The 24,718-nt window shown below is 54.8% G+C and carries 23 protein-coding genes; 5 read left to right on the top strand and 18 right to left on the bottom strand.

From position 1 onward, the window contains the following. Window positions 1–5: 5 nt before the first annotated feature. The 3 genes from BCV73_RS07915 (at window position 6) to BCV73_RS07905 (ending at window position 3,169) form a co-directional block, all read left to right on the top strand. A complete protein-coding gene (locus tag BCV73_RS07915) occupies window positions 6–1,340 on the top strand; it encodes a uracil-xanthine permease family protein (protein WP_089550151.1) in 1,335 nt (444 codons plus the stop codon). Between the two features lie 247 nt (window positions 1,341–1,587). Then, window positions 1,588–2,100 carry a TetR/AcrR family transcriptional regulator gene (locus tag BCV73_RS07910; protein ID WP_076167639.1) on the top strand — a complete coding sequence of 171 codons (513 nt, stop codon included), beginning with the start codon at window positions 1,588–1,590 and terminating at the stop codon, window positions 2,098–2,100. Between the two features lie 169 nt (window positions 2,101–2,269). Further along, window positions 2,270–3,169, top strand: a complete 900-nt coding sequence (locus tag BCV73_RS07905) for a hypothetical protein (protein ID WP_089546667.1) — start codon at window positions 2,270–2,272, stop codon at window positions 3,167–3,169. Window positions 3,170–3,179: 10 nt separating this feature from the next. On the opposite strand, the gene BCV73_RS07900 is transcribed toward BCV73_RS07905, so the two are convergent. Next, window positions 3,180–3,665, bottom strand: a complete 486-nt coding sequence (locus BCV73_RS07900) for a DUF1259 domain-containing protein (protein WP_089546666.1) — start codon at window positions 3,663–3,665, stop codon at window positions 3,180–3,182. Window positions 3,666–3,825: 160 nt separating this feature from the next. On the opposite strand from BCV73_RS07900, the gene BCV73_RS07895 reads away from it, so the two are divergent. Continuing rightward, window positions 3,826–5,076 carry a methyl-accepting chemotaxis protein gene (locus BCV73_RS07895; RefSeq protein WP_089546665.1) on the top strand — a complete coding sequence of 417 codons (1,251 nt, stop codon included), beginning with the start codon at window positions 3,826–3,828 and terminating at the stop codon, window positions 5,074–5,076. Window positions 5,077–5,214: 138 nt separating this feature from the next. Here BCV73_RS07895 and BCV73_RS07890 read toward each other — a convergent pair whose 3' ends face one another. Further along, on the bottom strand, window positions 5,215–6,984 hold the full coding sequence (locus tag BCV73_RS07890) for an SgrR family transcriptional regulator (RefSeq protein ID WP_089546664.1): 1,770 nt from the start codon (window positions 6,982–6,984) through the stop codon (window positions 5,215–5,217). Window positions 6,985–7,139: 155 nt separating this feature from the next. On the opposite strand from BCV73_RS07890, the gene BCV73_RS07885 reads away from it, so the two are divergent. Continuing rightward, window positions 7,140–7,340 carry a hypothetical protein gene (locus tag BCV73_RS07885; protein ID WP_089546663.1) on the top strand — a complete coding sequence of 67 codons (201 nt, stop codon included), beginning with the start codon at window positions 7,140–7,142 and terminating at the stop codon, window positions 7,338–7,340. A 113-nt stretch (window positions 7,341–7,453) separates the two neighbouring features. Here the strand turns inward: BCV73_RS07885 and BCV73_RS07880 are convergent, their stop codons facing one another. The 16 genes from BCV73_RS07880 to BCV73_RS07805 form a co-directional block, all read right to left on the bottom strand. Further along, a complete protein-coding gene (locus BCV73_RS07880; protein ID WP_089546662.1) occupies window positions 7,454–8,935 on the bottom strand; it encodes a sensor histidine kinase in 1,482 nt (493 codons plus the stop codon). Then, on the bottom strand, window positions 8,914–9,609 hold the full coding sequence (locus BCV73_RS07875) for a response regulator transcription factor (RefSeq protein ID WP_089546661.1): 696 nt from the start codon (window positions 9,607–9,609) through the stop codon (window positions 8,914–8,916). Before BCV73_RS07875 ends, BCV73_RS07880 begins: the two co-directional genes overlap by 22 nt. 24 nt (window positions 9,610–9,633) lie before the next feature. Then, window positions 9,634–10,404: an ABC transporter permease gene (locus BCV73_RS07870; RefSeq protein ID WP_089546660.1), complete on the bottom strand. Its 771-nt coding sequence runs from the start codon at window positions 10,402–10,404 to the stop codon at window positions 9,634–9,636. Between the two features lie 12 nt (window positions 10,405–10,416). Next, window positions 10,417–11,262, bottom strand: coding sequence for a hypothetical protein (locus tag BCV73_RS07865; protein ID WP_089546659.1), 846 nt, complete (start codon window positions 11,260–11,262; stop codon window positions 10,417–10,419). Beyond that, on the bottom strand, window positions 11,259–11,996 hold the full coding sequence (locus tag BCV73_RS07860; protein ID WP_089550150.1) for an ABC transporter ATP-binding protein: 738 nt from the start codon (window positions 11,994–11,996) through the stop codon (window positions 11,259–11,261). The genes BCV73_RS07865 and BCV73_RS07860 overlap by 4 nt, the downstream gene beginning before the upstream one ends. A gap of 240 nt (window positions 11,997–12,236) precedes the next feature. Continuing rightward, window positions 12,237–13,373, bottom strand: coding sequence for a zinc-dependent alcohol dehydrogenase (locus tag BCV73_RS07855; RefSeq protein ID WP_076167659.1), 1,137 nt, complete (start codon window positions 13,371–13,373; stop codon window positions 12,237–12,239). A 235-nt stretch (window positions 13,374–13,608) separates the two neighbouring features. Beyond that, on the bottom strand, window positions 13,609–14,805 hold the full coding sequence (locus BCV73_RS07850) for a GTP-binding protein (RefSeq protein WP_089546658.1): 1,197 nt from the start codon (window positions 14,803–14,805) through the stop codon (window positions 13,609–13,611). Between the two features lie 25 nt (window positions 14,806–14,830). Continuing rightward, a complete protein-coding gene (locus tag BCV73_RS07845; protein ID WP_089546657.1) occupies window positions 14,831–15,892 on the bottom strand; it encodes a metal ABC transporter solute-binding protein, Zn/Mn family in 1,062 nt (353 codons plus the stop codon). After that, window positions 15,889–16,791, bottom strand: coding sequence for a metal ABC transporter permease (locus BCV73_RS07840; RefSeq protein ID WP_089546656.1), 903 nt, complete (start codon window positions 16,789–16,791; stop codon window positions 15,889–15,891). The genes BCV73_RS07845 and BCV73_RS07840 overlap by 4 nt, the downstream gene beginning before the upstream one ends. Next, entirely contained in the window at window positions 16,728–17,435 is a 708-nt protein-coding gene (locus BCV73_RS07835) for a metal ABC transporter ATP-binding protein (protein WP_076169492.1), read from the bottom strand. The genes BCV73_RS07840 and BCV73_RS07835 overlap by 64 nt, the downstream gene beginning before the upstream one ends. Before the next feature lie 386 nt (window positions 17,436–17,821). Continuing rightward, window positions 17,822–18,748, bottom strand: a complete 927-nt coding sequence (locus BCV73_RS07830) for a DMT family transporter (RefSeq protein WP_089546655.1) — start codon at window positions 18,746–18,748, stop codon at window positions 17,822–17,824. 80 nt (window positions 18,749–18,828) lie between these two features. Beyond that, window positions 18,829–19,311 carry a hypothetical protein gene (locus BCV73_RS07825; RefSeq protein WP_089546654.1) on the bottom strand — a complete coding sequence of 161 codons (483 nt, stop codon included), beginning with the start codon at window positions 19,309–19,311 and terminating at the stop codon, window positions 18,829–18,831. A 104-nt stretch (window positions 19,312–19,415) separates the two neighbouring features. Further along, complete coding sequence (locus BCV73_RS07820; RefSeq protein WP_256992772.1) at window positions 19,416–20,285, bottom strand: MBL fold metallo-hydrolase; 870 nt, start codon at window positions 20,283–20,285, stop codon at window positions 19,416–19,418. A gap of 45 nt (window positions 20,286–20,330) precedes the next feature. Next, window positions 20,331–21,617, bottom strand: coding sequence for an MFS transporter (locus tag BCV73_RS07815; RefSeq protein WP_089546652.1), 1,287 nt, complete (start codon window positions 21,615–21,617; stop codon window positions 20,331–20,333). Continuing rightward, window positions 21,607–22,659, bottom strand: a complete 1,053-nt coding sequence (locus tag BCV73_RS07810; RefSeq protein ID WP_089546651.1) for an ArsR/SmtB family transcription factor — start codon at window positions 22,657–22,659, stop codon at window positions 21,607–21,609. Before BCV73_RS07810 ends, BCV73_RS07815 begins: the two co-directional genes overlap by 11 nt. A 199-nt stretch (window positions 22,660–22,858) precedes the next feature. Further along, window positions 22,859–24,460 (bottom strand): S-layer homology domain-containing protein, encoded by a 1,602-nt coding sequence (locus BCV73_RS07805; RefSeq protein ID WP_256992771.1) that lies wholly within the window; start codon window positions 24,458–24,460, stop codon window positions 22,859–22,861. Between the last annotated feature and the right edge of the window lie 258 nt (window positions 24,461–24,718).

The following is a 24,718-nucleotide window of genomic DNA, read 5'->3' as shown; positions in this document are numbered from 1 at the left end:
CAGCTATGCATTCCGAGATTCAAGAACAAGCTCCACAATTGACTGTTTCACCCGACGATAAAATTCCGGTCTACAAATCGATCATTCTGGGCTTACAGCACGTCGTCGCCATGGACGTCTATGTCGTGCCATTTCTGATCGCGATGCTGATCGGCTTATCCTCCGGCCAGTCCAGCGCTTTGATTCAAGCGACCTTTATTGCGGCTGGTCTGGCTACGATCGTACAAACGTATTTTTGCATGAAGCTTCCTGTCGCCCAAGGCCCTTCCTACGTTCCGCTTGGCGCCATCGTCAGCATTTATGCCGCCAGCGGCGGCGGGCAGCTAGGCTGGAACTCCGTTTTAGGGGCGGGCTTGATCGGCGCGGTTTTGGTCATTGTTTTGGGCTTTACCGGCATTTTCAATAAAATCGTAAAAATGTTTATTCCGCCGATCGTTGGCGGCACGATCATTTTCATCGTCGGTCTTTCTTTACTGCCTGTGGCCATCCGGGATAATATCTACGGTGCGACAGATGCGACCATCAACCAAAACGTGCTGCTGGCCCTCATATCGGGCGCTGTACTCATCATTTTTGTCATCCTGGGTTCCTTGTTCCGCGGTAAAGGCTCCATCTTCCGTATCATTTCGGTCATGGTCGCGTTGGTCGTCGGGTGTATTTCGGCGAATTTTATGGGTGTGCTTCATTTCTCTGCGGTGAACGATGCCAAATGGTTCAGTATGCCGCAGCTCCCATTTGCCGATTTCGGCTTTTCGTTCAACATTTCGGCGATCATTACCATGGTCATTATTTATTTCGTCCTGTTGGCCGAAACGACAGGCACATGGTTTGCCGTCAGCAACGTCATCGATAAACCGTTAACCGATAAAAACTTAAACCGGGGTGTCATCGGGGAAGGCATCAGCTGTCTTATCGCTTCTTTGCTCGGTTCGACGCCGGTTACGGGTTATTCCACCAATGCAGGCATCATTTCCATCACGGGCATCGCGAGCCGCCGCGTCTTCCTGGCCGTAGGTGTATGGTTTGTCATCTTCGGCTGCTCGGGTAAACTGGCCGCGTTGATCTCATCCATCCCCACCGCTGTCATCGGCGGCGTTTTCACCATCGTCTGCGGCATCATCGCCATTAACGGCGTGCAGGTGATGAAAAACGTCAGCATCGCCGAAAAAGAAATGTACATCATCGCAATCCCGATGATCCTGACTTTGGCATTAGTCATGATTCCGCAGGATTTCCTGCACTCGCTGCCTACGTTCGTGCAATATTTACTGGGGTCGCCGATTTTGGCTGCATCGATTGCGGCGATCGTATTAAATAAGGTGCTGCCCAGCAGAAAATAAAGGAAGTAGATGCGGGTTGCAAAAAATAATGCAAGGAATCCGGGACAGGGCTGACCCGGAAGGACGCAAATAGCGTGCCTTCCAGTCAGCCCTGTTCCTTTACCGGATGCTGCTGAATAGGCTGCGCCCTGACCTGCGAATGTAAAACCGGCCGGACTCGTCAAAGACAAGCCGAATATAGAAAATGTTGACAGCGGACGATGGTGAAGCTATTATTTATTTATCAATAAATAAGGGAGTAACGAAGATGGTCATCCGGCAGGATCGCAAAGAACAAATTTTAGCCAAAGCAGTCGACGTATTTGCCGAACTCGGGTATTACAAAGCAACAACGGCGCGGGTAGCCAAGGAAGCTGGCGTTACGCAGCCGTATGTGTTTCATTTTTTCAGCAACAAGGAAGAGTTGTTTATCGCCGTCATCGATCAGGCTATCGGGCGGATCGCCGATGCCTTTTCACGGGTAGAAGCGCCCGCCGATCAGCTTATGGAAACGATGGGGCAAGTATTTGATGACGTAATGAGCAGCTACCGGGCAGAGACGCTGCTCGTCATGCAGGCGCATACAATCCCGGAACCGGCGATTCGTGAGCATGTGCGCGGGCTTTTTTCCAATATATTCAGTTCGGTGCTGGAGAAATTTACCGCCGCCGGTTTGCCGGAGCCTGAAGCCGCGGCAAGCCAGTTTATGGGCATGGGGTACCTGATTACGGTGGCTGAAGTGCTGGATTTACCGCAAATGCTTTGCTTCAAGGATTGTTAGAGTGGTACTTATTCGAGCATGGGGACTAAGCGCTAGACGCTTCTAGATGGTTCAAATTCCAGCCGGTCTGGAGTAAAACAGAGAATACAAAAAGGCAGTTTCAGACTGCCTTTTTTGTAGCCTATATATTTATTTATTAATAAATAAAAAACAGGAGGTTTGAGGATTGATGGAAAACTATATTCGTTTGGCTTTGCGGGGCGCCGGACGCCTTTTTGCGGAGGAGAAGCTGCTTGCTTGGCTCGGTGTTGCAGGGTTTGTCCTTGCCGCGGGCATCGTTGCATATATCGGCATGTTCGGCCCGGTTGTACCGCCGGAGGGCAATGTCGCCAGTGCCTTTTCGTTCAATGCGGCGATCGGCGTATTTATACTGTCGATTGCCATGCTGCTGCCGCTGTCCGGCTTTAAGGCAAGGGCACGGACGGCCATCCGCCGGGTGTTTGTTCCGATCGTCGTCTATGCATACGCCGTGGAGACAATCCAGCATTTTCGGGGCGTAAACCCGCGTTTCTCGCAATCCGGTTCAATCATCGATACGATCGCCGGAACTGCGTTTGGCCTTGCGTCCTTCATCCTTATTATCGTGACGACCATTGTAGCCGTCGCCTTTTTCCGCCGCAAGCTCTTGGCCGCACGGCCGCTGCTGATCCTCGGCATCCGCTATTCATTTGTGTCGGTGACGCTTAGCTTTGCGGCCGGCTTGTGGATGATCGCCCTGAACGGGCGCTTTACAGGAGCAGGCGGCAATATCATCGTCCTGCACGGCCTTGGCTTTCATGCGCTGCAGGTTCTGCCGCTGCTCGGCTGGTTGTTGGAGCGCTCACGGGCCGAAGCCCGGCGCGCACAGCTGCTGTTGCATACAGGCAGCGCCGCTTGGATCGCATCCGTTGCCGCGGTCGCTATTCAGACCGCCGCGGGCCGCACCATTTTCGAGTGGTCAGCGCTGCCCGTCGTGGCGGTCGCCGGATTGCTTCTTTGCCTGGCATCCATTGCAGCCGCGGCGGGCACCGAGTTGTTAAAGCCGCGCTTCGCCCCTGCTGTTCCGTCCTTCACTGATCTGGAGCGGTAAACAAACAGTTTTAATGGACCGTGCCTTGGTGTTTCACCGCTTCCATGGCATGGTATACCGTATGACTGAGGGAGGCGAGGTCTCCTTCCGCCTGAAAATGAAGGTACAGCACCTCCGGCTCCTGCTGCATCCAATGATTATGCACAGCTGAGATGTTGATCTTGCCTTTGCGGAGTGCATCTATGACCGGATTGACTTCGTCCTCCAGCAGCGCGAATTCACCGGTCACAACTCCCTTTGCCCCTTGGGGGTCCGTGTGCTCGAAAGTGGCACCCAGGGCAAGATCCATCAGCTCCGGCGACAGGTGACGGCCCATAAGGGATACGTTCAGGTCGCTCCGTTTGATATGCACGTCGCAGACGTTTCCTTCCTGCTGGGCATTTGATTTAAAAAGACTCTTCTCGATTTTGCAAACATCGGCTGGCTTTGCTGATGCAGCTCCTGCCGGAGCTCCAAAGATTAGAGCCATGATGCACATCATCCATACCAAACGCATCGGTAATAACCTCCTGACAACTCACTTTTTTGGTTTATTATGGCTTCATGGAATCACTTTCATGTAGTGAATCGACAAAAATATTCATATATAGACCTTTTGCTCATATCGATGTTATAATATGGTAAAATTTGCTCAATTGAAGGAGGTCTATTTTCCTATGTCTTGGCTGAAGAATCTTCCTCTGTCCCAGCGGGTCCTGGCCGGATGTTACTTGGTGGCCGCATTGTTCGCACTCCCAGCCCTGATTATTTTCATTCTGATCGGGGAAATCCTGATCGGCGCGGCGTTCGTCATCATCTTTGCCGCACTGACTTACCCTTTAGCCCGCTACATCGAGAAAACGCTTACATCTTCGTTTGACAGCATCGCTAACGCCACCGCCAGCATTGCCAAAGGCGATTTTACAAACCGTGTCGATGAATCGGGTTCCATGGGCGACGTCAGCCGATCGTTTAACAGCATGGTGGACAAGCTGAAGAAAATTTTGAACGACGCGTCAAGCATCACCCGCCAGGTGATGGATTCGAGCCGCGGTATCGCAGATAAAAATCAGGAGCTTAAAACCGTCATGGCGACAGTCGCCACTTCGGCCAACGAGCTGGCCGTCGGCGCAAACGAAATTTCCTCGGACGTCGCCGGCATGACCGAATCCATCCAGGCCATCGAGCTCAAAGTCGGCAACTATGCAGCCTCTACCAAGGAAATGAAGGAGCAGTCCGAAATTACCTTCAGCCTCGTAGAGAAAGGACGGCAGTCTGTGGAGAAGCAGGCGGAAGGGATGCGACAGAACGTCGAGGCAACGGAGAATGTAGCCAAGACCATTGACACGCTGTCCAAAAATGCCCAAGGCATCACGAAGATCACCAAGACGATTTCCGAACTTGCCGAACAGACCAATCTCTTGTCCTTAAACGCTTCGATCGAGGCGGCGCGGGCAGGCGAGCATGGGCTTGGCTTTGCCGTGGTTGCCCAGGAAGTCCGCAAGCTTGCGGAGGAATCAACTGCGTCTACACAGGAAGTATTCAGCCTCGTTAAAAGCATTGAGCAGAGCATTCACCAGGCGATTGACAACATCAAGATCAACGAGGATGTGGTGCAGCAGCAAAATGAACGGATCCGCGAGGCCGAGCAAATTTTTGCCCACATCGTCGAAAGCGTACAATACATAACCGAGCAAATCACTTCATTCTCAAATGAAAGTGACCTGATGCTGGACAGTGCCCGTAAAATATCGGCGGCCATCCAGAATATTTCGGCCATCACCGAGCAGTCCTCCGCCGGTACGGAGCAGGTGTCCGCCGCCATGAACGAGCAGATGAAGTCGATCGAGGCGGTCGTCGATGAGACCGAAGCGATGAGACAGGCCGTGTTCCAGCTGCAGAAGACGATCCAGATTTTTAAATTCTAATCGGTATATATGAATAAAGCAGGCATACAGTGGGGTTCATCCCGCGGTATGCCTGCTTTTATGATTAAGCAACAGATTAGTCCTAAGCCTCACAAACGTTTCATACTTGAGCACGAGCTTCGCTTTTGCAGCCTTTCGTCATGCCTGTTCCAGCCATACATCCTTAAAGTCGATCCACCCGAGGGGATTCAGGCTGACACCGCGTACCGAGGGATGCAAAAAGGTGCTCAGCCTCCGGTGGTGCAGAAAAATGACCGTCGCCTCATCGCGGAGATGTTCCTCAATCTCCTTCAAGAACATCCGCCGCTGGTCCGTAGATTCGGCCGCCACGGCCGCATCGATCCGGCCGGTAATCCATTCCTTCCGTTCACGGTCAAAATAAGCCTGCATGACGCAGTCCCTGTGTTGATAAGCTTCAATTTCACATACCTCGTCTTCAGGAAATACCAGGCCGGAGATAACGAAATCCGATTCCGGCCACTGGTCATAATCCAGGGTCTCGATGTGGATTCCCCAGGCAGCCAGCCGGTTTACGACCCACATGCCGTCTTCCCCATATTTTTGGTGGCATGCAAAGCGGAGGACCTCTCCGTTATAACCCGATTCTTCCAGCGCCCTCCGGACGCGATCGGGACGCGTCGGTTCCACCGCGTGGGAACGGCTCGCGTCAGGACGGAACCCAAAAGCCGGCAGCGCCCGTTCGCCGCCCAGCTCCGCAACCATATCACCGGGATGCAGGATCATCCGCACGGCCCGCCGGAACGCCTCCGACTGCTGCACACCTTCACGTGACACGTTCCAGGTAAGCAGCGTACAGCCCTGGCACAGTTTCTCGATCTCCTGCCAGGTATCCTCCGGCGTACTCCGGTCCATACGCATCGTATCCAGGCTGTGGTGAACCTTGGCGATTCCATCCATTTCCGTGCTGCATTCTTCCGGCATGATCACGATGTCGACGCCGTCCAGATACGGCCTCCCCTGAAAATAGGCGTCAAACGCCGCCATCCCGATCCGGCCGCTGGTCCAAGTGACCAGACGGAACGGGCCTGTTCCGAGCGGATGGCTCCAATAGCTGTCTTCTTCCATGCCTGCGAAGCCGAAGGGCAGAATCGAAGCCGCCGCCGAGCACATGAACCGGTCAAACATCCAGTTAGGCCGGTTCAGCTTGACCCGCAGAACCCGGGGTCCGATCGTCTCAACACGCTCCACGCCTCGCATCAGCCATCCGTTGGCCGTCCCGTCCTTAAGGCGTTCGAGCGTGAACTGCACATCGCGTGAGGTCAGCTCCTGCCCGTTATGGAAGCGAACCCCCTTGCGCAAATAAAACGTCCATTCCGTGGCGCTGTCGTTCGATGACCAGGTATGAGCGATCATCGGCGCAATCGTGCCGGTCTGTTCATCAAACCTCAGCAGCCGGTCAAAAATTTGCCGGATCAAATGCGAATCGAACGCGTACAGCAAATCGGCGGGATCCAGCGTATGCGGAGATTTCAGCACGGGAAAGATCAGCGTATCATCGGGGCCGCCTTCTTCCCCTTTTTTGTAGCCGAAGTGGTTATCCAGCCATTCGAGAAATTTCGGCTTGGCGTACGTTCCGTTTCCAAATCCCCCGATCAGGTCGAAGGCGCGTTTGTAATCGCCGTTCTCCACAAGATGCTGGGAATACTCGATCAAATAGGCTTCCTTGTCGGCTTTGAACACGATCCTCGACCGGTTCCCCCGGCCCAGCCCGGGCAGCCACTCGATCAAATGCTCGCTTTCAAGTTTTCTTAAAATCAGCTTGGCGTTACGGCTGGTGCAATACAGCGCATCGGCCAGCTCATCCAGCGTCACTTCGATAGGTATTCCCAGCTCCGTGCCGCCACCAAAGCGCTCATGAAGCAGCAAATACCTTTCATCCAACAGCATACTCAGCCCTCCTTGCTCGACGTCCCAAATAAAAGAGGAAATCCTTTTGCGCAAGTATACACTTTTTATCCCCTTTTGAATAGATCATAATGGCATTAGACAGAGAAAAGACAGATTCATCCAATACCGGAACATTTATTCGAGGAGGAGAACACATGCTGGAACATCATTATGTGCAAGAAAAGTTGATGGAATACCGCCAAGCTGAGCATCACCGCAAACATGCCGGCGTATCAGAAACTACGGAATCAGCTGATCGTTATAAGTCCTTCAAATCCCAAAAAAACACGCGTTGGATGCTCGCCATCACTTCAAGCCTGTTAAGACGAAAAAAAGGAAAGCATCCTTTCGCATAAACATCGGTTAGGGGATCTCATTCACCGTTTCGTTGTGAGACCCGCCTCCGACAAAACAAAAGACAGGATGAACGCATCCTGTCTTTGCCGGTGCCTTTATAGACGCTTTCCGTTCATTGCCCCGTTTCACGGTTATGCATGTCCGTCCGAACCGTAAACGTAATGCAGGCCCCGCCCTCCGGCCGGTTGGAAGCCTGAATGCCTCCCCCATGCTTATCGCAAATGACGCGGGCTGTATACAGGCCAAGCCCGGTTTGTCCCTTGTCGCCTTTGTAAAATTTTCGGAACAGATTCGGTATGTCCGCTTCGTTGAAACCAGGCCCCGTATCACAGATTTCGTACCGGATGTCCTTCTCGCGAATGGTGAGGGATACGCTGAGGCTCCCCTTCTCCGGAACATACCGGAGGCTGTTCGTAATGACGTTATCCAGAACCTGCCCGACGCGCTGGACGTCCATATAGACGGGATACGGCTCCGGCCGCTCATCGGTCACCGTATATTCCAGCCGGATCTGCTTGCCCGCGCACAGATAGCGGATCTCCCGTTCTTTGGCGCCTGCAAACTCCGCGACATCCGTTTCCTTCACATACAGCGGGAAATATTCCATATCCTTCTCGGAAGCCACCTGAATATCCTGAATCAGCCGGTTGACCCGTTGAATGTTGCCCTCCACCACGCGCAGGCGTTCTTCCAGCTTGTCACGCGGAATCACTCCCGCGGTATCCGTCAACATTTCTACATTGCCCTGAATAATCGTCATCGGTGTCCGGAGGTCGTGGGCGATGGCATCCATCATATCCCGACGCTCCTGCTCGAGCTTCCATTCCCGGAGCAGGGAGTCTTTTAGAGCAGCCCGCATCTTTTCAAAAGAATCGGTGAGCAGCCCCAGCTCATTGGCCGCCTTGTAAGTGATCGTAAAATCAAGATCCTGCCTGCGGATCCGCTCGGATGCATCGATAAGTTCATGAACGGGACGGCTGATCCGCCTTCCGAACCGGGCTGCAAATATATACGTAAAGAGCGCAATGTAAATAAAAGGCGCCGCAAGAAAACAAATATTCAGGGCAAACTTGAGAATATCCGCTGACCCTGGGCCACCGTTGGAAGTCACCTCAAGCTTGTACTCCAGCGCGATGGCGCCGCGCAGCTCTCCAGAGGAAGACGTCACCGGGACGATCTTCGTAATGACGCCGCCGAACCCGATGCTGGGCTGCCGCGAAAAAGAGGTATTTAAGCGTTGGACCAAATCCCCTTTTTGTTTAAAAACCGGTCCGGTCAGTGTTCCGTATAACGCCTTGCCCCCGGCGTCCATCACTTGATACTTGATCCCTTCTCCGGGAATCTTCTCCTCCAGTTTCGGCCGGCTGGCCGGATCCAGCACCGCTTCTCCCAAAGTGCGCGAGTACGCGGCAATCGCCGGAATCTTCTGTTCGTAGTGATTGGCCGGATTGAACCAGCTGCTGCTCGTGAGCCACCAGAAGCCAACAATATAGGTTACCGCCGTCAGCACCAGACTGAGCAGCATGATCAGGATGAACGTAGAGATCAGCTGCTTTTTAATGGAAAGCCGCTCTATAAAGCCGATTTTTCCCATTTATACCCGACCCCCCAAACCGTCGTGATGTATGGGGTATCCGGATCCGTACCGGTCAGCTTCGCCCGGATTTTCTTCACATGCTCCGTTACCGTGCTGGCATCGCCCATCGCCTCAAGCCCCCACACTTTGTCATAGATCTGCTCCTTGGAAAAAACCTGGCCGGGATGCAGCGCCAGCAGCTCGATAATGTCGAATTCCTTCGCAGTCAGCGGAATCTCGGTCTGCTTGTAGGCGACGCTCCGCCCTTTCAGATCGATGTGCAGCAGCCCGTACCGCAAGGTGGACCGTTCCGCCTGCTGGCCGGCAGCCCGCCGTCTCCCCCGGAGATGGGCCGCGACGCGGGCTTTCAGTTCCCGGATGCTGAACGGCTTCGTAATATAGTCATCGCCGCCGATGGACAACCCCTGGATCCGGTCTGCTTCGGCCTGCCTCGCGCTTACGAACAATATCGGGCAGCCAACTTCCTCGCGGATCATTTGGCACAGCTCAAAGCCGTTGATGTGCGGCATCATGACGTCCAGAATAATCAAATCCGGCCGGTCGTGGATCCGTTCCAGCGCCTCACGCCCGTCTGCGGCGGTCATCACCTCGTAACCCTCCATCGTCAGCGCCTGCTCCAGCAGGGCGGCAATTTCGGCTTCGTCATCCACGATCAGTATTTTGTCGCTCATTGCATGTACCTCTTTCTTCTCTCTCTATTTGGTCCAGCCTCTCCGCTGCCATAATCCCATTGTAACGGCAAAACCAAATCCAAGACACACCAGAAGCGGCAAATAAAAAGGATGATGGTATAATCCCGCTGTCAATTTAAAGATCGTACTCATTCCCATCAGAAGGAACCCGAATGAATCAGAGACATACAAAGACCCGGCTGCGACCGCAATCCACCCCAAATAACTGAGCACAACGCCCGGCAGCAGCGTACAGATCAGGCTGGTCAGACTCAGCTGCGCCAGCAGGATCAGATAAAAAAGGCCGTAAGACTTCAAGCAGTAGAAGAACGCCCCAGTCGGGCCGTATTGCTGTTCCGGATTCAAAAACACCACGGTATCCGCGCCGGGCAGAAAAGCATAGCCGAAGGCTTCGCCGACGGCAAACGTTACAGCCGTGAACAGCAGCAGCATTCCCGCCAGGTTCATCCATTTAGCCAAGAACAGCTTGGCGAAGGATACCGGGCGAATCAGCACCATCCGCAGCTGTCCTGATGTGTACTCCCCGTTCATGCTGTCGATGATCAGCATCGGTCCGATAATGAGCACGAGGAAGAACGACACCTCTTTCAACAAAAACAAAGCGAAATTTTCCGACACAAGCGGAACGGTCGATACGTTATCGAACGCCCCCAACTTCTGCATGCTTAAAAAAAGACAATCCAATCCTATAATCAAGGCAAAGATCAGCAGACTGACGAGCGTCTTTTTCCGTCTCCACATCCGTTCCCAGTCGCTTAACATCATCGCAAGCATCATTTATCCCCCTTACATCCACCGGTCCGATTTTGAAAATACAAGCAGCGATCCCACGCCGAAAACCGCGGCATATCCTAAGCCCACAAGCAGCGCGGTCAGGGCTGCGGCTTCCGAACTCACCGCCTGGGCCTGACCCAGCATAACCGCGATTCCGCTGTACTGAATTTCAGTCAACGACAAATACTTGAGCATCGTCGGCAGTCCCAGGCCGCCAACCCGGTTGGCCAGCTCATAAATCAGCGGAAATCCGAGTGAGCACAGCAGAAATCCGAGCCCCAAACCGACGGCGCCCGTCGTCGTCCGCGAAATGACGGCCGCCGCCATGAAGACACTCCCGATTTCCAGCACGCTCAGAAACGCAAGTCCGTAATACAACAAGGTGTAGCCGATCATCCCTTTTAAGGGGACGGTATGGTCATGGTAAAACAGCTGAATGTGTTCATGAGGCTCGAAGAACAGCAGGCCGGCGGCCACCGACAACAGCAGGTATACGGTAAAATACAGCGCCATCACCGCCATATAGGCCAGCCATTTAGCGTGCAGCAGCTGCCCTGCCGTGAACGAACGGAGCATGACCATCCGGATCTGCCCGCTGCGGTATTCCTCCGTGACGGAAAGCGTGAGCAGGATCAGGGACATTACATTGAAAACAACGATCAGCTGCTCGATCAAGGCCATCACCGGAAAATTGCCCGCCCAGGTATACTCCGCACTCGCGGGTGAAATTCCCCGATTGTGGCCGGCATAATATTTGGCGGTAGCCGCGACGACAGCAGGCATGGCGATCAGGAACAGCCAGGTGATTTTGCGCTTCCACATCCGTTCCCACTCGCTTAGAAACAAGGCGCTGTTCATGAGGTCATCATCTCCACAAAGTGCTCTTCAATCCCCTTCGCCCCGGCCGCCTCCTGCCACTCGCGGCTTGTGCCTTCCCAGACCAGCTTGCCTTCCTTGATGATGACAAAGCGGCTGCAAATCCGCTGCAGCTCGTCCAGCAGGTGGCTCGAAACCAGAAACGTAATCCCGCGCTCCTGGTTCAGCCGCTGGATCAGCTGGCGCAGCTCGCGGATGCCCATCGGGTCAAGTCCGTTCGCCGGTTCGTCCAGAATGATCAGCCGCGGATCCCCAAGCAAAGCCTGGGCGATGCCGAGCCGCTGCTTCATGCCGAGCGAGTAGGTTTTTACTTTGTCCGAGCCCCGTTCGCTCAGCCCAACAATCGACAGAGCCTCCTCCACACGTGCTTTCCGCTCTGTCCCCGGCACATTCGGATGCAGCCTTGCCAGGTTCAGCAGGTTGTCCCTGCCTGACATATAAGGAAAAAAGATCGGCGATTCCACAATCGCCCCGACCCGGGACAGCGCCTTGACTCGCTCGCGCCCCACATCGGTTCCGTCAATTCGGATGCTCCCGCCCCCCGGCTTGATCAGTCCTGTCATCATCCGGATCAGCGTCGTTTTCCCGGCACCGTTCGGACCGACAAAACCGCATACATCCCCCGCCTGTATGGAAAAGGACACGTGGTCCACCAAGGTACGCGCCCCCGCTTTTTTCGATACGTTCAATACTTCCAGTACGTTAGTCTCGTTCATTTCGTTCATATGATCTCCTCCTGCCAAGAAGTATAGGAGGCAATTCTAAAGAATTTATAACGTCGGCAAAAAAACCTTGAAAGCAGGGGGGCTTCCTCATTGCAAGAGTCAGAAGCTGTACAGGTATACGAAAAAAAGGAGGGCGGCAGGATCATTCCTGCACACCGCTCCTTTTTGGACGCGTGATTCGATGATTCGCTTATATCACGGGATGTGCTTCTGAACCCGCTTGATATCTTCCTAGGGCTTCAGCACGACCTTGATGCAGCTCTCATCCTTGTTATCGAAAATTTCGTAAGCCCGCGGCGCATCGCTAATATGCAGCCGATGCGTAATGATGTCGGTCGGGTCGATTTTCCCGGTTTGGATCTGCCGGAACAGCTCGGGCATGTAATGAATGACGGGGGCCTGTCCCATTTTCACCTGCACGTTGCGCTCGAACAGATGACCGAATGGAAACATGTTGTATTTCAGGCCGTACACCCCGATCACCTGAATCGTTCCGAACTTGCGGACGACATTGGCGGCGGTATTAAAGGCACCAAGCGATCCTCCCTGCAGCATCAGGGCTGTCTCGACCTTCTCCATAGCGGTCCGTTTGGCATCCAGTCCCACACAGTCGATGACAACATCCGCTCCGCCCTTTGTCGCCTCCAGCAGCGTTTGGTCGATGTCATGAGTCTTCTCGAAGTTGTACGTCTCCACGTTGTTTGTCCGTTTGGCATGCTCCAGCCGATAGTCCACATGGTCGACCGCTATGACGCGCTTGGCCCCTTTTTGCCAGGCGAATTTCTGCGCCAGCAGACCGACCGGGCCGCAGCCGAGAATAATGACCGTATCGCCGTTCTTCACGCCGGCATTGTCTACGCCCCAATAGGCGGTCGGAAGAATATCGGAGAGGAACAGAATTTTCTCGTCCTCCACCTCGGCATCCTCCGGTACCTTGAAAGGCACGAAATTGCCGAAAGGCACCCGGAGCAGCTCCGCCTGCCCGCCCATGTAACCGCCGTACGTCTCCGAGTAGCCGAAATAACCGCCCGTATCCTTGGCGTCATTGGCGTTGTCGCATTGGCTTTCCATCTGGTTTTGGCAGAAAAAGCACTCTCCGCACGCAACATTGAACGGTATGATGACCCTGTCGCCTTTTTTGACGCGGGTGACATCCGGTCCGGTCTCCTCAACGATCCCCATCGGCTCATGACCGATGACATAATCGTCGTACATCCCCGGAATCAGCCCGTGGTAAATGTGAAGATCCGAACCGCAGATCGCGGTGCTCGTCACCCGGACGAGAATGTCATCCCGCTTGACAAGCTTCGCGTCGCCGACCTCCTTCACTTCCACCTTCTTTTTGCCCTGATAGGTTACAGCTTTCATGCCAGCATCGTCCCTCCTTGGATTTGACCGTAGTGTCTCCCCGAACCTGCGTTTTCACGCATGGGCGGCGGGTGAAGTCCCTTATCCTTTACACGCAATCCGGCAAATTCAAACGCGGGATGGGCATGTGATGCTCCATAGAGCCTCGGAAGGCGTAACTTGGCGAATTACGAAAAAAAAGCCGCCCGAATGAACCCTTTTTCGGACGGCCAAGCTCTGTACGTAAGTACCTATGTTACTGGATTTCGATCCAAGGCAGCGGATTTCGAAACTCAGCCCAGTTCATTTCCATCTCTCCGCTGGTCAGCAGGCACTCATCGAGGCGGCGGGTGATGCCTTCCCGGTCCATGCCGATCCCGATCAACACAATCTCGTTCATCCGGTCACCCCAGGTTTCGTCCCATCTGCGCCGGAGATCCGGCTCCTGTGCCAGCCATTCCCGCTGCTCCGCCTCCGGAAGCGAAGCGACCCAATAGCCTGCCGGGCCAAATTGGATCGACGGCCCAGCCTGGCTGATGCTCGCCGCCATGTCGCCGCGGACGGCCAGCCAGACCAATCCCTTGGCGCGGACGATCTCCTCCGGCCAGTCCGACAGCAGCGCGGCAAGCCGCTCTGGATGAAACGGGACCCGCCGGCGGTATACGAAGGAGCCGATGCCGTATTCCTCCGTTTCGGGCGTATGATGTTCGCGCTGCAGCTCCTGAATCCAGCCGGAAGACTGGCTCGCCGCATCAAAATCGAACAGGCCCGTGTTCATGATTTCACCCGGTGCGACCTCCCCGTTCACGGTGCGGATGATTTTGGCTGAGGGCTGCAGCTTCCGGATCAATCCCTCCAGCTGGTTTAACGCCTCTTCTTCCACCAGGTCGCATTTGTTGAGGAGCAGCACGTCGCAGGTTTCGATCTGATCGATGAGCAGATCGGCCACATCACGGTCATCCTCCTCCCCGGCGCCTTCCTTCCGGTCGAGCAGCGTCTCCCCTGAGGCGAAATCATGCCAGAAGCGGTACGCATCGACCACGGTAACCATGCAGTCCAGCCGGGCGTATTTCGTCAGGTCAATCCCGGAGGCCTCGTCCTGGTAATGAAACGTTTGCGCAACGGGGATCGGCTCGGAGATGCCTGTCGATTCGATCAGAATGTAGTCAAATCTCCGCTCCTCCGCCAGCTTGCGGACTTCCTGCAGCAGGTCGTCCCGCAGCGTGCAGCAGATGCAGCCGTTGGACATTTCGACCAGCTTCTCGTCCGTGCGCGACAAGGAAGTCTCCGATTGAACGAGCCGCGCGTCTACGTTAATTTCGCTCATATCGTTCACGATGACGGCGACCTTAACGCCTTCGCGGTTGTTCAGCACATGGTTTAAAACCGTCGTTTTGCCAGATCCGAGATAACCGCTCAAGACGGTGACCGGAATGACGGATGATTGGTTCATAAGAGCAAGTCCTCCTGTCATGGGATTATTCATTCAGCGCCTTCACCAGCGCCGTTAAGTTTGCCTGCATAATCTGGAGATAGTCGAGGTTATTGGCTTCGTCTTCGGCGGTCAGCCCCTCGATCGGATTCAGCACGGCCGACTTCGCCCCGACCTCTTTGGCGATCGTATCCGCTACACTGGAGGATACCAGCGTCTCGAAGAAAATCGTCTTCACCTGATGAGCCTTGGCGAACTTCACGACCTCCGCCATCGCCTGCGCCGACGGTTCCTGTTCGGGAGAGAGACCGGCAATCGGTACCTGCGTCAGTCCATACGTGTGGGCCAGGTATCCGAAAGCTGCATGCTGCGTAACAAAATCTTTGCGCTTTGTGCCCGTCAGCTCTTTCGTGTACTGCTCGTCCAGCTGCTGCAGCTTGGCTATGTAGGCAGCGGCATTTTTTTCAAACTGTGCCTTGTGCTCCGGCGCCTTCGCGGACAGCGCTGCTTCGATTGTGCGGACTTCTCCGATGGCAAGCTTCGGCGACAGCCAAACATGGGGATCGAAAGCGCCGTGATCGTGCTCGTGTTCATGCTCATGCTCATGGGCATGCCCCTCTTCGTGTCCGGTTTCCGCTTCAGCCGCATGCGCGTCTCCATCTGCAGCGTCATGGTCATGGTCATGATCGTGGTTTTCTTCTTCCGTTCCCGGGATCAGCTCCAAGCCCTTGCTCGCTTCTACCGCCGTCATCCCCTTGCTGTCCGAGCCGGAGACCACCTGATCCACCCAGCTTTCCAACCCGGCTCCGTTATAGACCAATATGTCCGCCTGCTCGATCGCGGCCATATCCTTCGGCGTCGGTTCCCAGTCGTGGGGCTCGGTGCCAGCAGGAACGAGCAGATGCACATCCGCCAAATCGCCGGCAACCTGGCGGGTAAATTCATACATCGGGTAGAAGCTCGTTTCGATTTTGAGTTTGTCCTTGCCGGCGACGGTCGCTGCAGCCGGCTCCGCGCTATCATTCTTCGCTGCCGATCCGCATCCGGCCAGGACCAGGATCATCGAACTTACGATAAGTGCAGATAGAAAGGGTGTTCTTTTATTCATGATACGTTTGTCTCCTCTTCTTGATATGATGTGCTCATTACCTGCCGGGAGGTGGACGGAACGGCCCTGACCGCTTCTCCCAAGTGGCGCTGTCTGCGGCGCTGGCCGACCTTCTGAACGGCAATGCCCGCAAGAAGGATCAGCAGCAGCGTCAGCGCAATCGTGCCGCCTGGCGGAGTATCCGTGTAATAGGAAGCCGTCAGGCCGCCGAACACGCCGGTCAGACCGGCACAAACTGCCAGGATGCACGCCTGCAGAAAGCCGCCGGCAAAGCGCAGCGCAAATGCGGAAGGCAGCACGATCAGTGCCGAAACCAGCAGGACGCCGACAATCGGCATCGCCGCAGCCACGATCAGTCCCGACATGACCGCGAATGCGAACGTCAGCAGCTTGACCTGTACGCCGCCCACGGCAGCCGTCTCCTCATCGAATGTCAGCGTATAGAGGTGGCGCCGAAGGATGGCGAAGAAGATCAGTCCACCCGCTGTCACCGCGGCGATGATCATCAGCTGCAGCGGATTCACGGCCACGATGGAGCCGAACAGGTAGCTGCTGAAGCTTTTGCTCAGGCTGCTCTTCATGCTCATCAGCACCATCGCCAGCGCCAGCCCGGACGTCATAATGATCGCAACAGGAACCTCGCTGTATGCGCGGTAGGACCTCCTGAGCTGTTCAATCGCAATCCCGCCGATCACCGCGAACAGGAATCCCGCCAGTACAGGGCTCATATGCAGGACGCTCCCAAGCGCCACGCCCGCCATAGATACATGCGACAGGGTGTCCGCCATCAGCGACTGCCGCCGCAGGACGAGAAACACGCCGAGGATCGGGGCGATTAATGCAATAAGACTTCCTGCCCAAAAGGCGCGCTGCATGAATTCGAAGTGAAGCATTGGCAGTCCTCCTCCTTTCCTTCCAACCGGATGACCCGGTCTAAATAGGGACGGGCTTCATCCAGTCCATGCGTCACCATGAGCACCGTGCGTCTGGCATCCGCGGATACATAGTCCCTCATCCATTGGTAAAATTGCAGCCTGCTGCCTGCATCCATGCCAGTTACCGGCTCGTCCAGGACAACCAGATCGGGCTGCTGGGCCATGACGCGGGCGATGCATGCCTTCTGCTTCTGGCCGCCGGATAACCCGCCGATTTTTCTGGTGCGGTATTCCCACATTCCCGCCCGCCGGAGGCTCCATTCCACGAGCGCATGCTGCTCGGCGCCGAAGCGGCGGAACAATCCAAGCTTCGGGTAGCAGCCGGAACGGACCAGCTCGATCACCTTGCTCGGAAATCCGCTGTTGAACGAGGCTGCCTGCTGCGGCAAATACCCGATGGCCTTCCGGTTAAAATCCGGGGCGTAGCTGACCTCGCCGCTCCACGGCTTTACCAAGCCGAGCAGCAGTCTCAGCAGCGTCGACTTGGCTGCACCATTCGGCCCGCTGACCGCGATAAACTCGCCGGATTCAATCCGAAGCGAGACGTTATGTATGACGGGGACCCCATCATAACCGTATACAACGTTGTTCATTGCTGCGATATTCATCCCGTTTTCACCCTCCTCATCGTCAAGGGATGAATCATTCCCTCTCGGATTTATTCGTAAATATTACGATTAATTCCAGACAAAAAATTTTTGCCCTTTCTGCAGCTTATGGAGTTTCAAAGCGACTGCCGTTCCTGTGGCTTGCTTATAATCTCGCGTATCATCCATTCAGTCCGATTTTTTCGGGGAATAGGATGGCAAATATTCAAATCGGTACATTATATGGATTATTAATCGTAATTATTACGCTTTAACGATTAAACCATAAAACATCCAAGCTGGCAAGTAAATCGTAATAATTACTATTAAATTTTCTGTATAAAGGGTTTCATCGCAAAAAAAAGCGGCTCCGACCATAGGTCGGAGCCGCTTCGTAGTTGGTCAAATCATGGCGCCGGATGGGCCGGCTCGACGGGAATATCACTTTTCGGCCGGCTTTTGGACTTCCCGGCGTTCAGAAATACGATCAGGCCGGCAATCGCCAGCAGTCCCCCCGCCAGCTGAAACAGCGTGATCGCTTCACCAAGGATCAGGAACGCGAGCAGGCTCGCGCCAACCGGTTCTCCCAGGATGCTCATCGAAATCGTCGATGCGGGCACGTACTGCAGCAGCCAGTTAAACAGCAGATGGCCAAATACCGTCGGGACGACGGCCAGCAGCAGAAATATTCCCCAGTCCCGTCCCGGGTATGCCGTAAAAGACACCCCGGCCGCCGCGTTATATACGGCAAACACGACCGCGGCCGAAAGAAACACGACAAAGCTGTACACAAAGGATGGCACGCGGGCGACCATTTTTTGCCCGATCAGCATGTGCACGGACACCGCGAGCGTGCCAAGGACGGACAGCAGATCGCCAAGCAGATTGTCACGGGATACGCCGATATCGCCGAGTCCGATCAGAACGGCTCCGGCAATGGCGACCACCATGCCCGAAATGGCTGCAGCCGACGTTTTTTCCTTATAAAAGAAGAACGCCCCGATGACGATAAAAACCGGCTCCAGCGCTAATATAATCGTTGAGCTGGAGACGCTTGTCAGCTTGAGCGATCCCATCCAGAGCAGGAAGTGAAGCGCGAGGAAAAAGCCGGACGTCCCGAGGAGCAGCCAATTTTTTATGGATAGTGCCCGTAATTCCTTCCAATGGGGCTTGAGGAAGGGAAGCATCAAAATCGCGGTAAACAACAGACGGTACATGCCCTGCACCGACGCAGGCGCGGACGACCATTTTACGAAGATGGAAGAGAACGATATCGCCGTAATGCCGATCAGTAATGGAATAAATGTAGGTAGGGGTGCGGATGTTTTTCTCATGAATGTTCCTTTCAACTGACATAGGGTGCGCTACAACATGTTATTGTAGCACGCCTCATCCGCCCCGTCATGCCGAAAGTTTAGTACGGACGTCTGGATACGACCCACCATCCGCATAGCATGGCCGCCGATACACAGAATAACAAAATATGGGCATTGTAATAGAGCGAATTATTATACGGATTTAGAGCGCCAAGGAATAGCGGCGAGCCAAGCCTCTCCGTCATCTGACGGTATGTATCCATCCACTGCATGATTTTGCGGTATTGGAAATAAACGGACAGGAGCAGGGCTAGCAAGGAAAAAAGCGGTAACCAGAACCGGTAAGCCTTCTTTACGATATGGTCGCTGAGATCGTCAAAATATTTAACGGCCATAATAAAGGTCGCGATCATCAGCATCAGCGCGGCCGTCCAGGCCGGAAACAAAAACAGCAGTCCGGGATTACCGTTGCCGGATATCGTCCTCCCGTTGTAACGAAAGGTCGTCAGGTCGACGAGATACACGAGGAGTACGCACAGCAGCACAAGCACGGCATACCATTTCACCGATTTTACGGACAAGAGTGCGGTTCACTTCCTTTCTTCAAACGGTGTACTTTTGATAAAAAAAGCCGTATTCCAGGAGTATGGCCCCCCGTTGTACGGCTGATCGTTCTAAGCTGCGATTAATGTTCGTACCGTTTCACGTAGGTCCCGTGATCCGGAATGGCCAAGCTGTCAAATTGTTCCACCAGCCTCTTCAATCCCGCCGCAAGCATCTCGCCGGTTGCGGGCTCTCCGTGCCCGGTGACGGCTGCATCCGGGTGCAGAGCCTCCAGCCGTTTGACCGACTGCCAGGCCGCAAACCAATCCGGCGTAAAATACCGCGGCGGTCCGCTAATTTCGACCTTCTGGGTCAGCACTTTGTAGAGCTCATCCTGCCGGACGGTCGTAAAGGCGTCCCCTGCAATCAAAGTCCGGTCCCTTTCCCGGAACAGGGATACATGCCCGGGCGAATGTCCCGGCGTAGGAATCCACCGGTATTCCGGCATGCCCGGTACGCGTCCGTTATCCGGCAGCGGCTTGACCCATGGTCCCACGTTGACCGGCTCGTTCGGAAACGCAAAGGACAGCTTCGCGAGCACTCCGCCCTCCACGGTCGGGTCGGGCTTCGGATAGCTTTCCTGTCCCGTCAGGTATGGCATCTCCAGCTTATGGGCATATACCGGGACTTCCCAGTGCTTCACCAAATCGATCAGTGCGCCCACGTGGTCAAAATGGGCATGGGTTAATATAATCGCTTCCGGACGGCGGCCAGACCCGAAGCGCTCTTCCACTGTCCGGATGATGTCATCCGCCGAACCCGGCATACCTGCATCGATCAATACGAACGATCCAGCCTGCGGGGCACCGGCCAGCACGATATTGACGATTTGCACCGTGTAGCTGTATACGTCGGGGCGAACCTCCACGCCCTCACCGCTGGCCGCCGAGGTGGCAGGAATATAATGATAGTCTGATCCATAAGACAGCTCTTGATCGGTACCTTTCTCCATAGTCAACCTCTTTTCCTTCATGTGGTATGTAAAACGGTTGTTTTCCTATGGATATTTTCTCAATTCACCCGCCGGATTATGTCTGAAAATCATCGTCCAGACCACACCGATTCCCGTCACAGCCATAATGAGCAGTCCGACCGTCAGGAACAGCCGGGGAATTCCGTACGCCGCAGCGCAAAAAGTGCCGTAGAGGATACCAAGCGGTCCGGCAGATTTGACGAGCAGCAGCCGCATCGATAAAACCTGCCCAAGGACCTGCTCAGGGACCAGCCTGTAGAAAGCATTACTGCTGAAGACATTCCAGAACGGCATCGCGATCCCCGCAGCCAGCTCGATCACCAAGGCAGCAGGCAGGCTGCGAACGAGCGACAGCCCGACGTAAGTCGCCCCGCCGGTCAGGAGAGCGGTGAGCATGGTGCCAAGCATCGGTGAGGTTCCCTTTATTCTGCCGGCTGCCCAGCTGCCCAGCACATACCCGCAGGGAAATGCGGCCGTAAACCAGCCATATTCCGCCGCGCCGCCGCCAAGCACCTCCGAGACGTACGGGATATACATCGCCTGCGTAGCCGCTACGCCAAAGCTTGTAACGGAGACAAACATCGCGAGTGCAACCAGCAGGCGGTTGCCCGAAAATACCTTCCATCCGGCCCGGACCTGACCGAACCAAGCCGCTCCCGCGCCTGACCGGCCTTGTTCAGGAGAAGCATCGTAGGCAGGTGGCCCCTCCCGAATGCAGCAGATGCACAGGAAAGAGCCGACAAACAGCAAAGACAGGATCAGAAGGAGTGCTCCCGGTTCAAGGACCTGTACGCCAAGACCCGCCAGCGGGAAGGCTAAGGTCCGCATCAGCTGCACGCTTCCCGACATCCATGCATTTTTGCGGGTCAATTCTTCCTCATGCCTTACCAGCTTCGGAAGCAGGGCACCGGAAGCAAGGTCGTACATGACAAACGAGCTGATCCAAGACGCCGTATACAATATATATGACTGTCTTTCCCCGGCTATCCACATCAGGCCCGCGGCAAGATAAACCGCAGCCCGGACGGCTTCCGACAGCTTCATGACCGCCGTTCTTTTCCACCGGTCGATCAGGGGACCGGCAAGCAGCTGAACGCCCCATTGGGAAGCGAAGCTGATCAGCCACAGCCCTCCCATCGCCACTGTGGAGCCTGTCACCTCATACAGCAGCCAGGAGAGGATAAACGTACCGCAGGTGCCAGCGAACATGGACAGCAGCTGGTCCGCATACAGCCATGCGAAATTTTGCGGCCACTGCCTCGGCTGTGCGTAATCACCCTCCGCTTGTTCCGGGTTCTGCCTATTGATCATGGCTGCCAGTCAAAAATTCGTTCAGCTCCCGTTCATGATGGTGAAGTGACTGCGGATTCCAGGCATAGCTGCCGCCCTTCACCCGGATGAGCCCGGCTGCGCGCAGAACGGCCAGATGATGATGCACCGTCGTTTTCCCCAGCCCAAGGGCGTCGGTCAGCTCCTTCAGCGTCCGGTCCTTCCCGGCGATCAGCTTCAAGGCGCGGAGCCTTTTGTCATCTCCCAGCGCCTTGTAGATCTGCACCAGCCTGGACGGCGGCTCGTAAGGATCCCGGAGCCCCGGCAGGCTGGTATCGCTGACAGGATAATAGAATACCTTCGTTTGCGGCAGTGAAGCCTCGACCGTAAACGGCCTATAAATGATATGAGGAATGAGCAGCACCTGCTGAACCCCCGGCTCGGGGGCATACTCCACACCGGTTGCCCTCAGGACAGCCTCCTCAGGTGAAAGCGTCCGAAGCCAGGCCTCCTTCTCCTCCGCATCCCGCTTCAGCACGGCCGCCGTTATCTCCCGCTCGCGTTCCATAAACTCCGCGTCCCACAGCTGCAGCAGAGCAATCAGATGGTCCCTTAGCGTATCGGCATCCGTCGTCATCACATCATGAATCAATTGTGGAAAAAAACGGTGTCCGCGGCAGGCACCCATCATCTCTTCCGCACCAGCCGCGTCTCCTTCCGCCGCCCGTCTGCGGGCTGGCTCCAAAGCTGTCTCCAGGTACGGGAGCACAAGAAAGCGGAACTCCTCCCTGCTTAGAGCATGAGTCTCCATTGCAAAGCTTTCAATCGTCTCGCAGTTCAAGAAATGCAGCAGCTGGAGCAGCATTTTCCAGGTGTTATGCTCCTGGCAGAACTGAAGCTCGGCTTCGAGCCGGCTGCTGGCTCTTTGGCGCAGCTGGGCATAATATTCGCCGGGCTTGTCCAGCGACCCGTGAAGCTTCGGATAGGTCAGCACGGCTGCTCCCAGCGCGCACTCATACCAGATGGAGGACAACACTTTGGCCTCATAGCTCGTTCTTTTAAAGGAAAGATCCAGCAAGTTCATCCCTATTCTCCTTCCAAAATTCCATAGTATCGATACCGGTGAATTCCAAAATCTGGACTAATATGTTTTTATTCTAATCGATCAGTTTAAGATATTCAATAATTATAGAACATTACATTCTAATTTTATTGAACTTTAATATAAAAATAGAGCCTGATCTATCCCAAGATCAGACTCCACTTATTTTACTGGTCATGAATTAGTAGGAAGCATACCTTGCCGCATTGGACATCGCCGTCCATACGTCAGGCGTCTCCGCCCCCATATACCAGAAAGCGTAACCGGCTACTCCCCGGTCGGCTGCCATAACATATTTTTTCGTGATGGACCGGCTGTCCTCAATCCATATTTTATGGGTATATCCCTGTTTTTGATATTTGAAAACGTACTGCCCCAGGTTGTCGTCCCAGCTGCGGTTATAGGCCACGGAACGCGTGCGGACGCCCTGCTGTGCCAGGTTCAATTCTTCCGAAGTGGCTCCTCCTTCTTTCAGCGTCCAGTCCCGGGTATAGAATGGCAGGGCCAGGATCGTCTTGAACGATGGCACGGAGCGAAGAAGCTTGTCCAGCGCGCTTTCTACCCAAGGGTAAGAAGATACGGACCCGGCGATCGGGTCGCCGCCCCAATGCTCATCGTAACCCATCAGAATGATATAATCCGCCGCCTGTCCCAACGCCTTGTAATCGAAGGCTTCCGTCCAGTCGGTTCCGAGGTCCGGCGACACGTCGATCGATACGACGCCGCCCACGGTACGCAGGCTTTGGTCCAGCTCCGTCACGAACGCCGTCAGCGCTTCACGGTCCTGAGGGCTGACATTTTCAAAATCGACGTTGATGCCGTTCAGCCCGTAGGTTTTGACATAAGCGGTCAGCTGTCTGATCACGCTGCTTTTTTTCGCAGGATCGGTCAAAATATCGTCCGTCAGCTCGGGATCCGAATGATTGCCGAGGAGCGCCCACACTTTTTTATGATTCTGCTTCGCCCAGTTCAACAGGCTGGCGTCTACGTGGTTGGACAAGGAGCCGGTCCCCTCCTCCAGAAAAAACCAACGGGGTACGATCGTGTTGACGTTGGATGCCTTCACCTTGGCGATAAACTGGGAGATGGTCAAACCGTTCTGCCATCCGACCTGCAGAGAGGACGCCGGCGTGGAATGGATCGCCTGATCCCATGACGAAATTTGCAGCACGCGGTCAAGCACGGCCGCCGTTTCTTCGCGGGTCATATTAGCTTTGGGGCGGAATTTTCCGTCCGCTCCTTCCATCAGGCCTAGTGAAGCCGCGGCTTTGACATAAGGGCGCGCCCATGCGGAAATGCTCGCGGCATCCTGATACGGCAGCTGCCCTGCGCTGACCGCAGCCGGTTCCTTTTTCAGCGCGCGAACGATCAGGACTGCGGCTTCCTCCCGGGTAATATTCGCCTTCGGCTCAAAGGTGCTGTCGCTTTTCCCCTGAACAATGCCAAGGTTCAGTCCGGCCTGCACCCAGCCGTAATACCAGGATGTGCGCGGAACATCACGAAAAGCCGGGATGTCCCCGTCCACTTCCTTCAATTTAAGCAATCGGTCCGTCATGGCGGTAAACTCGGCACGCGTCACCGTTTTGCGCGGTTCAAACGCTCCCCCTCCCGTTCCTTCAACAACGCCCTCGTGAACGAGGTCGACGATTTCATCCCGGGCGAAGCTCCCCGAAATGTCATGAAAAGGCAGACTCGAGCTGCCGGATGCGGCATATACCGGTCCAGTACTTGCGGCCAGCATGAATGCTGCAAATAAGGTTACTAACTTTTGCGGTTTAATCAAGGGAGGGTGCCTCACTTTTCATAGAATAGATTTTCTTTCATAGAATGCTTACTCTTATCCTATCAAAAAGATGCGGACGATTTGATCGCTAAATATTGGTAGATATGGTATAAAAACCGTCATAGTAAAGTGGAATGAAAACGGGAAGATACGACAGCATTTGCCATGGACAGCCCTGGAAATTAGACTTATATTACTGTAAGCAGGCATCCAGATTGCCGATATGAAGCGGCCGGAAATATAGTTGGAATGCCATCG

The organism is Paenibacillus sp. SSG-1 (assembly GCF_002224835.1).
In the GTDB taxonomy this organism is placed as follows: domain Bacteria; phylum Bacillota; class Bacilli; order Paenibacillales; family Paenibacillaceae; genus Paenibacillus_AQ; species Paenibacillus_AQ favisporus.
This window is presented reverse-complemented; position numbering and strand designations above follow the sequence as displayed.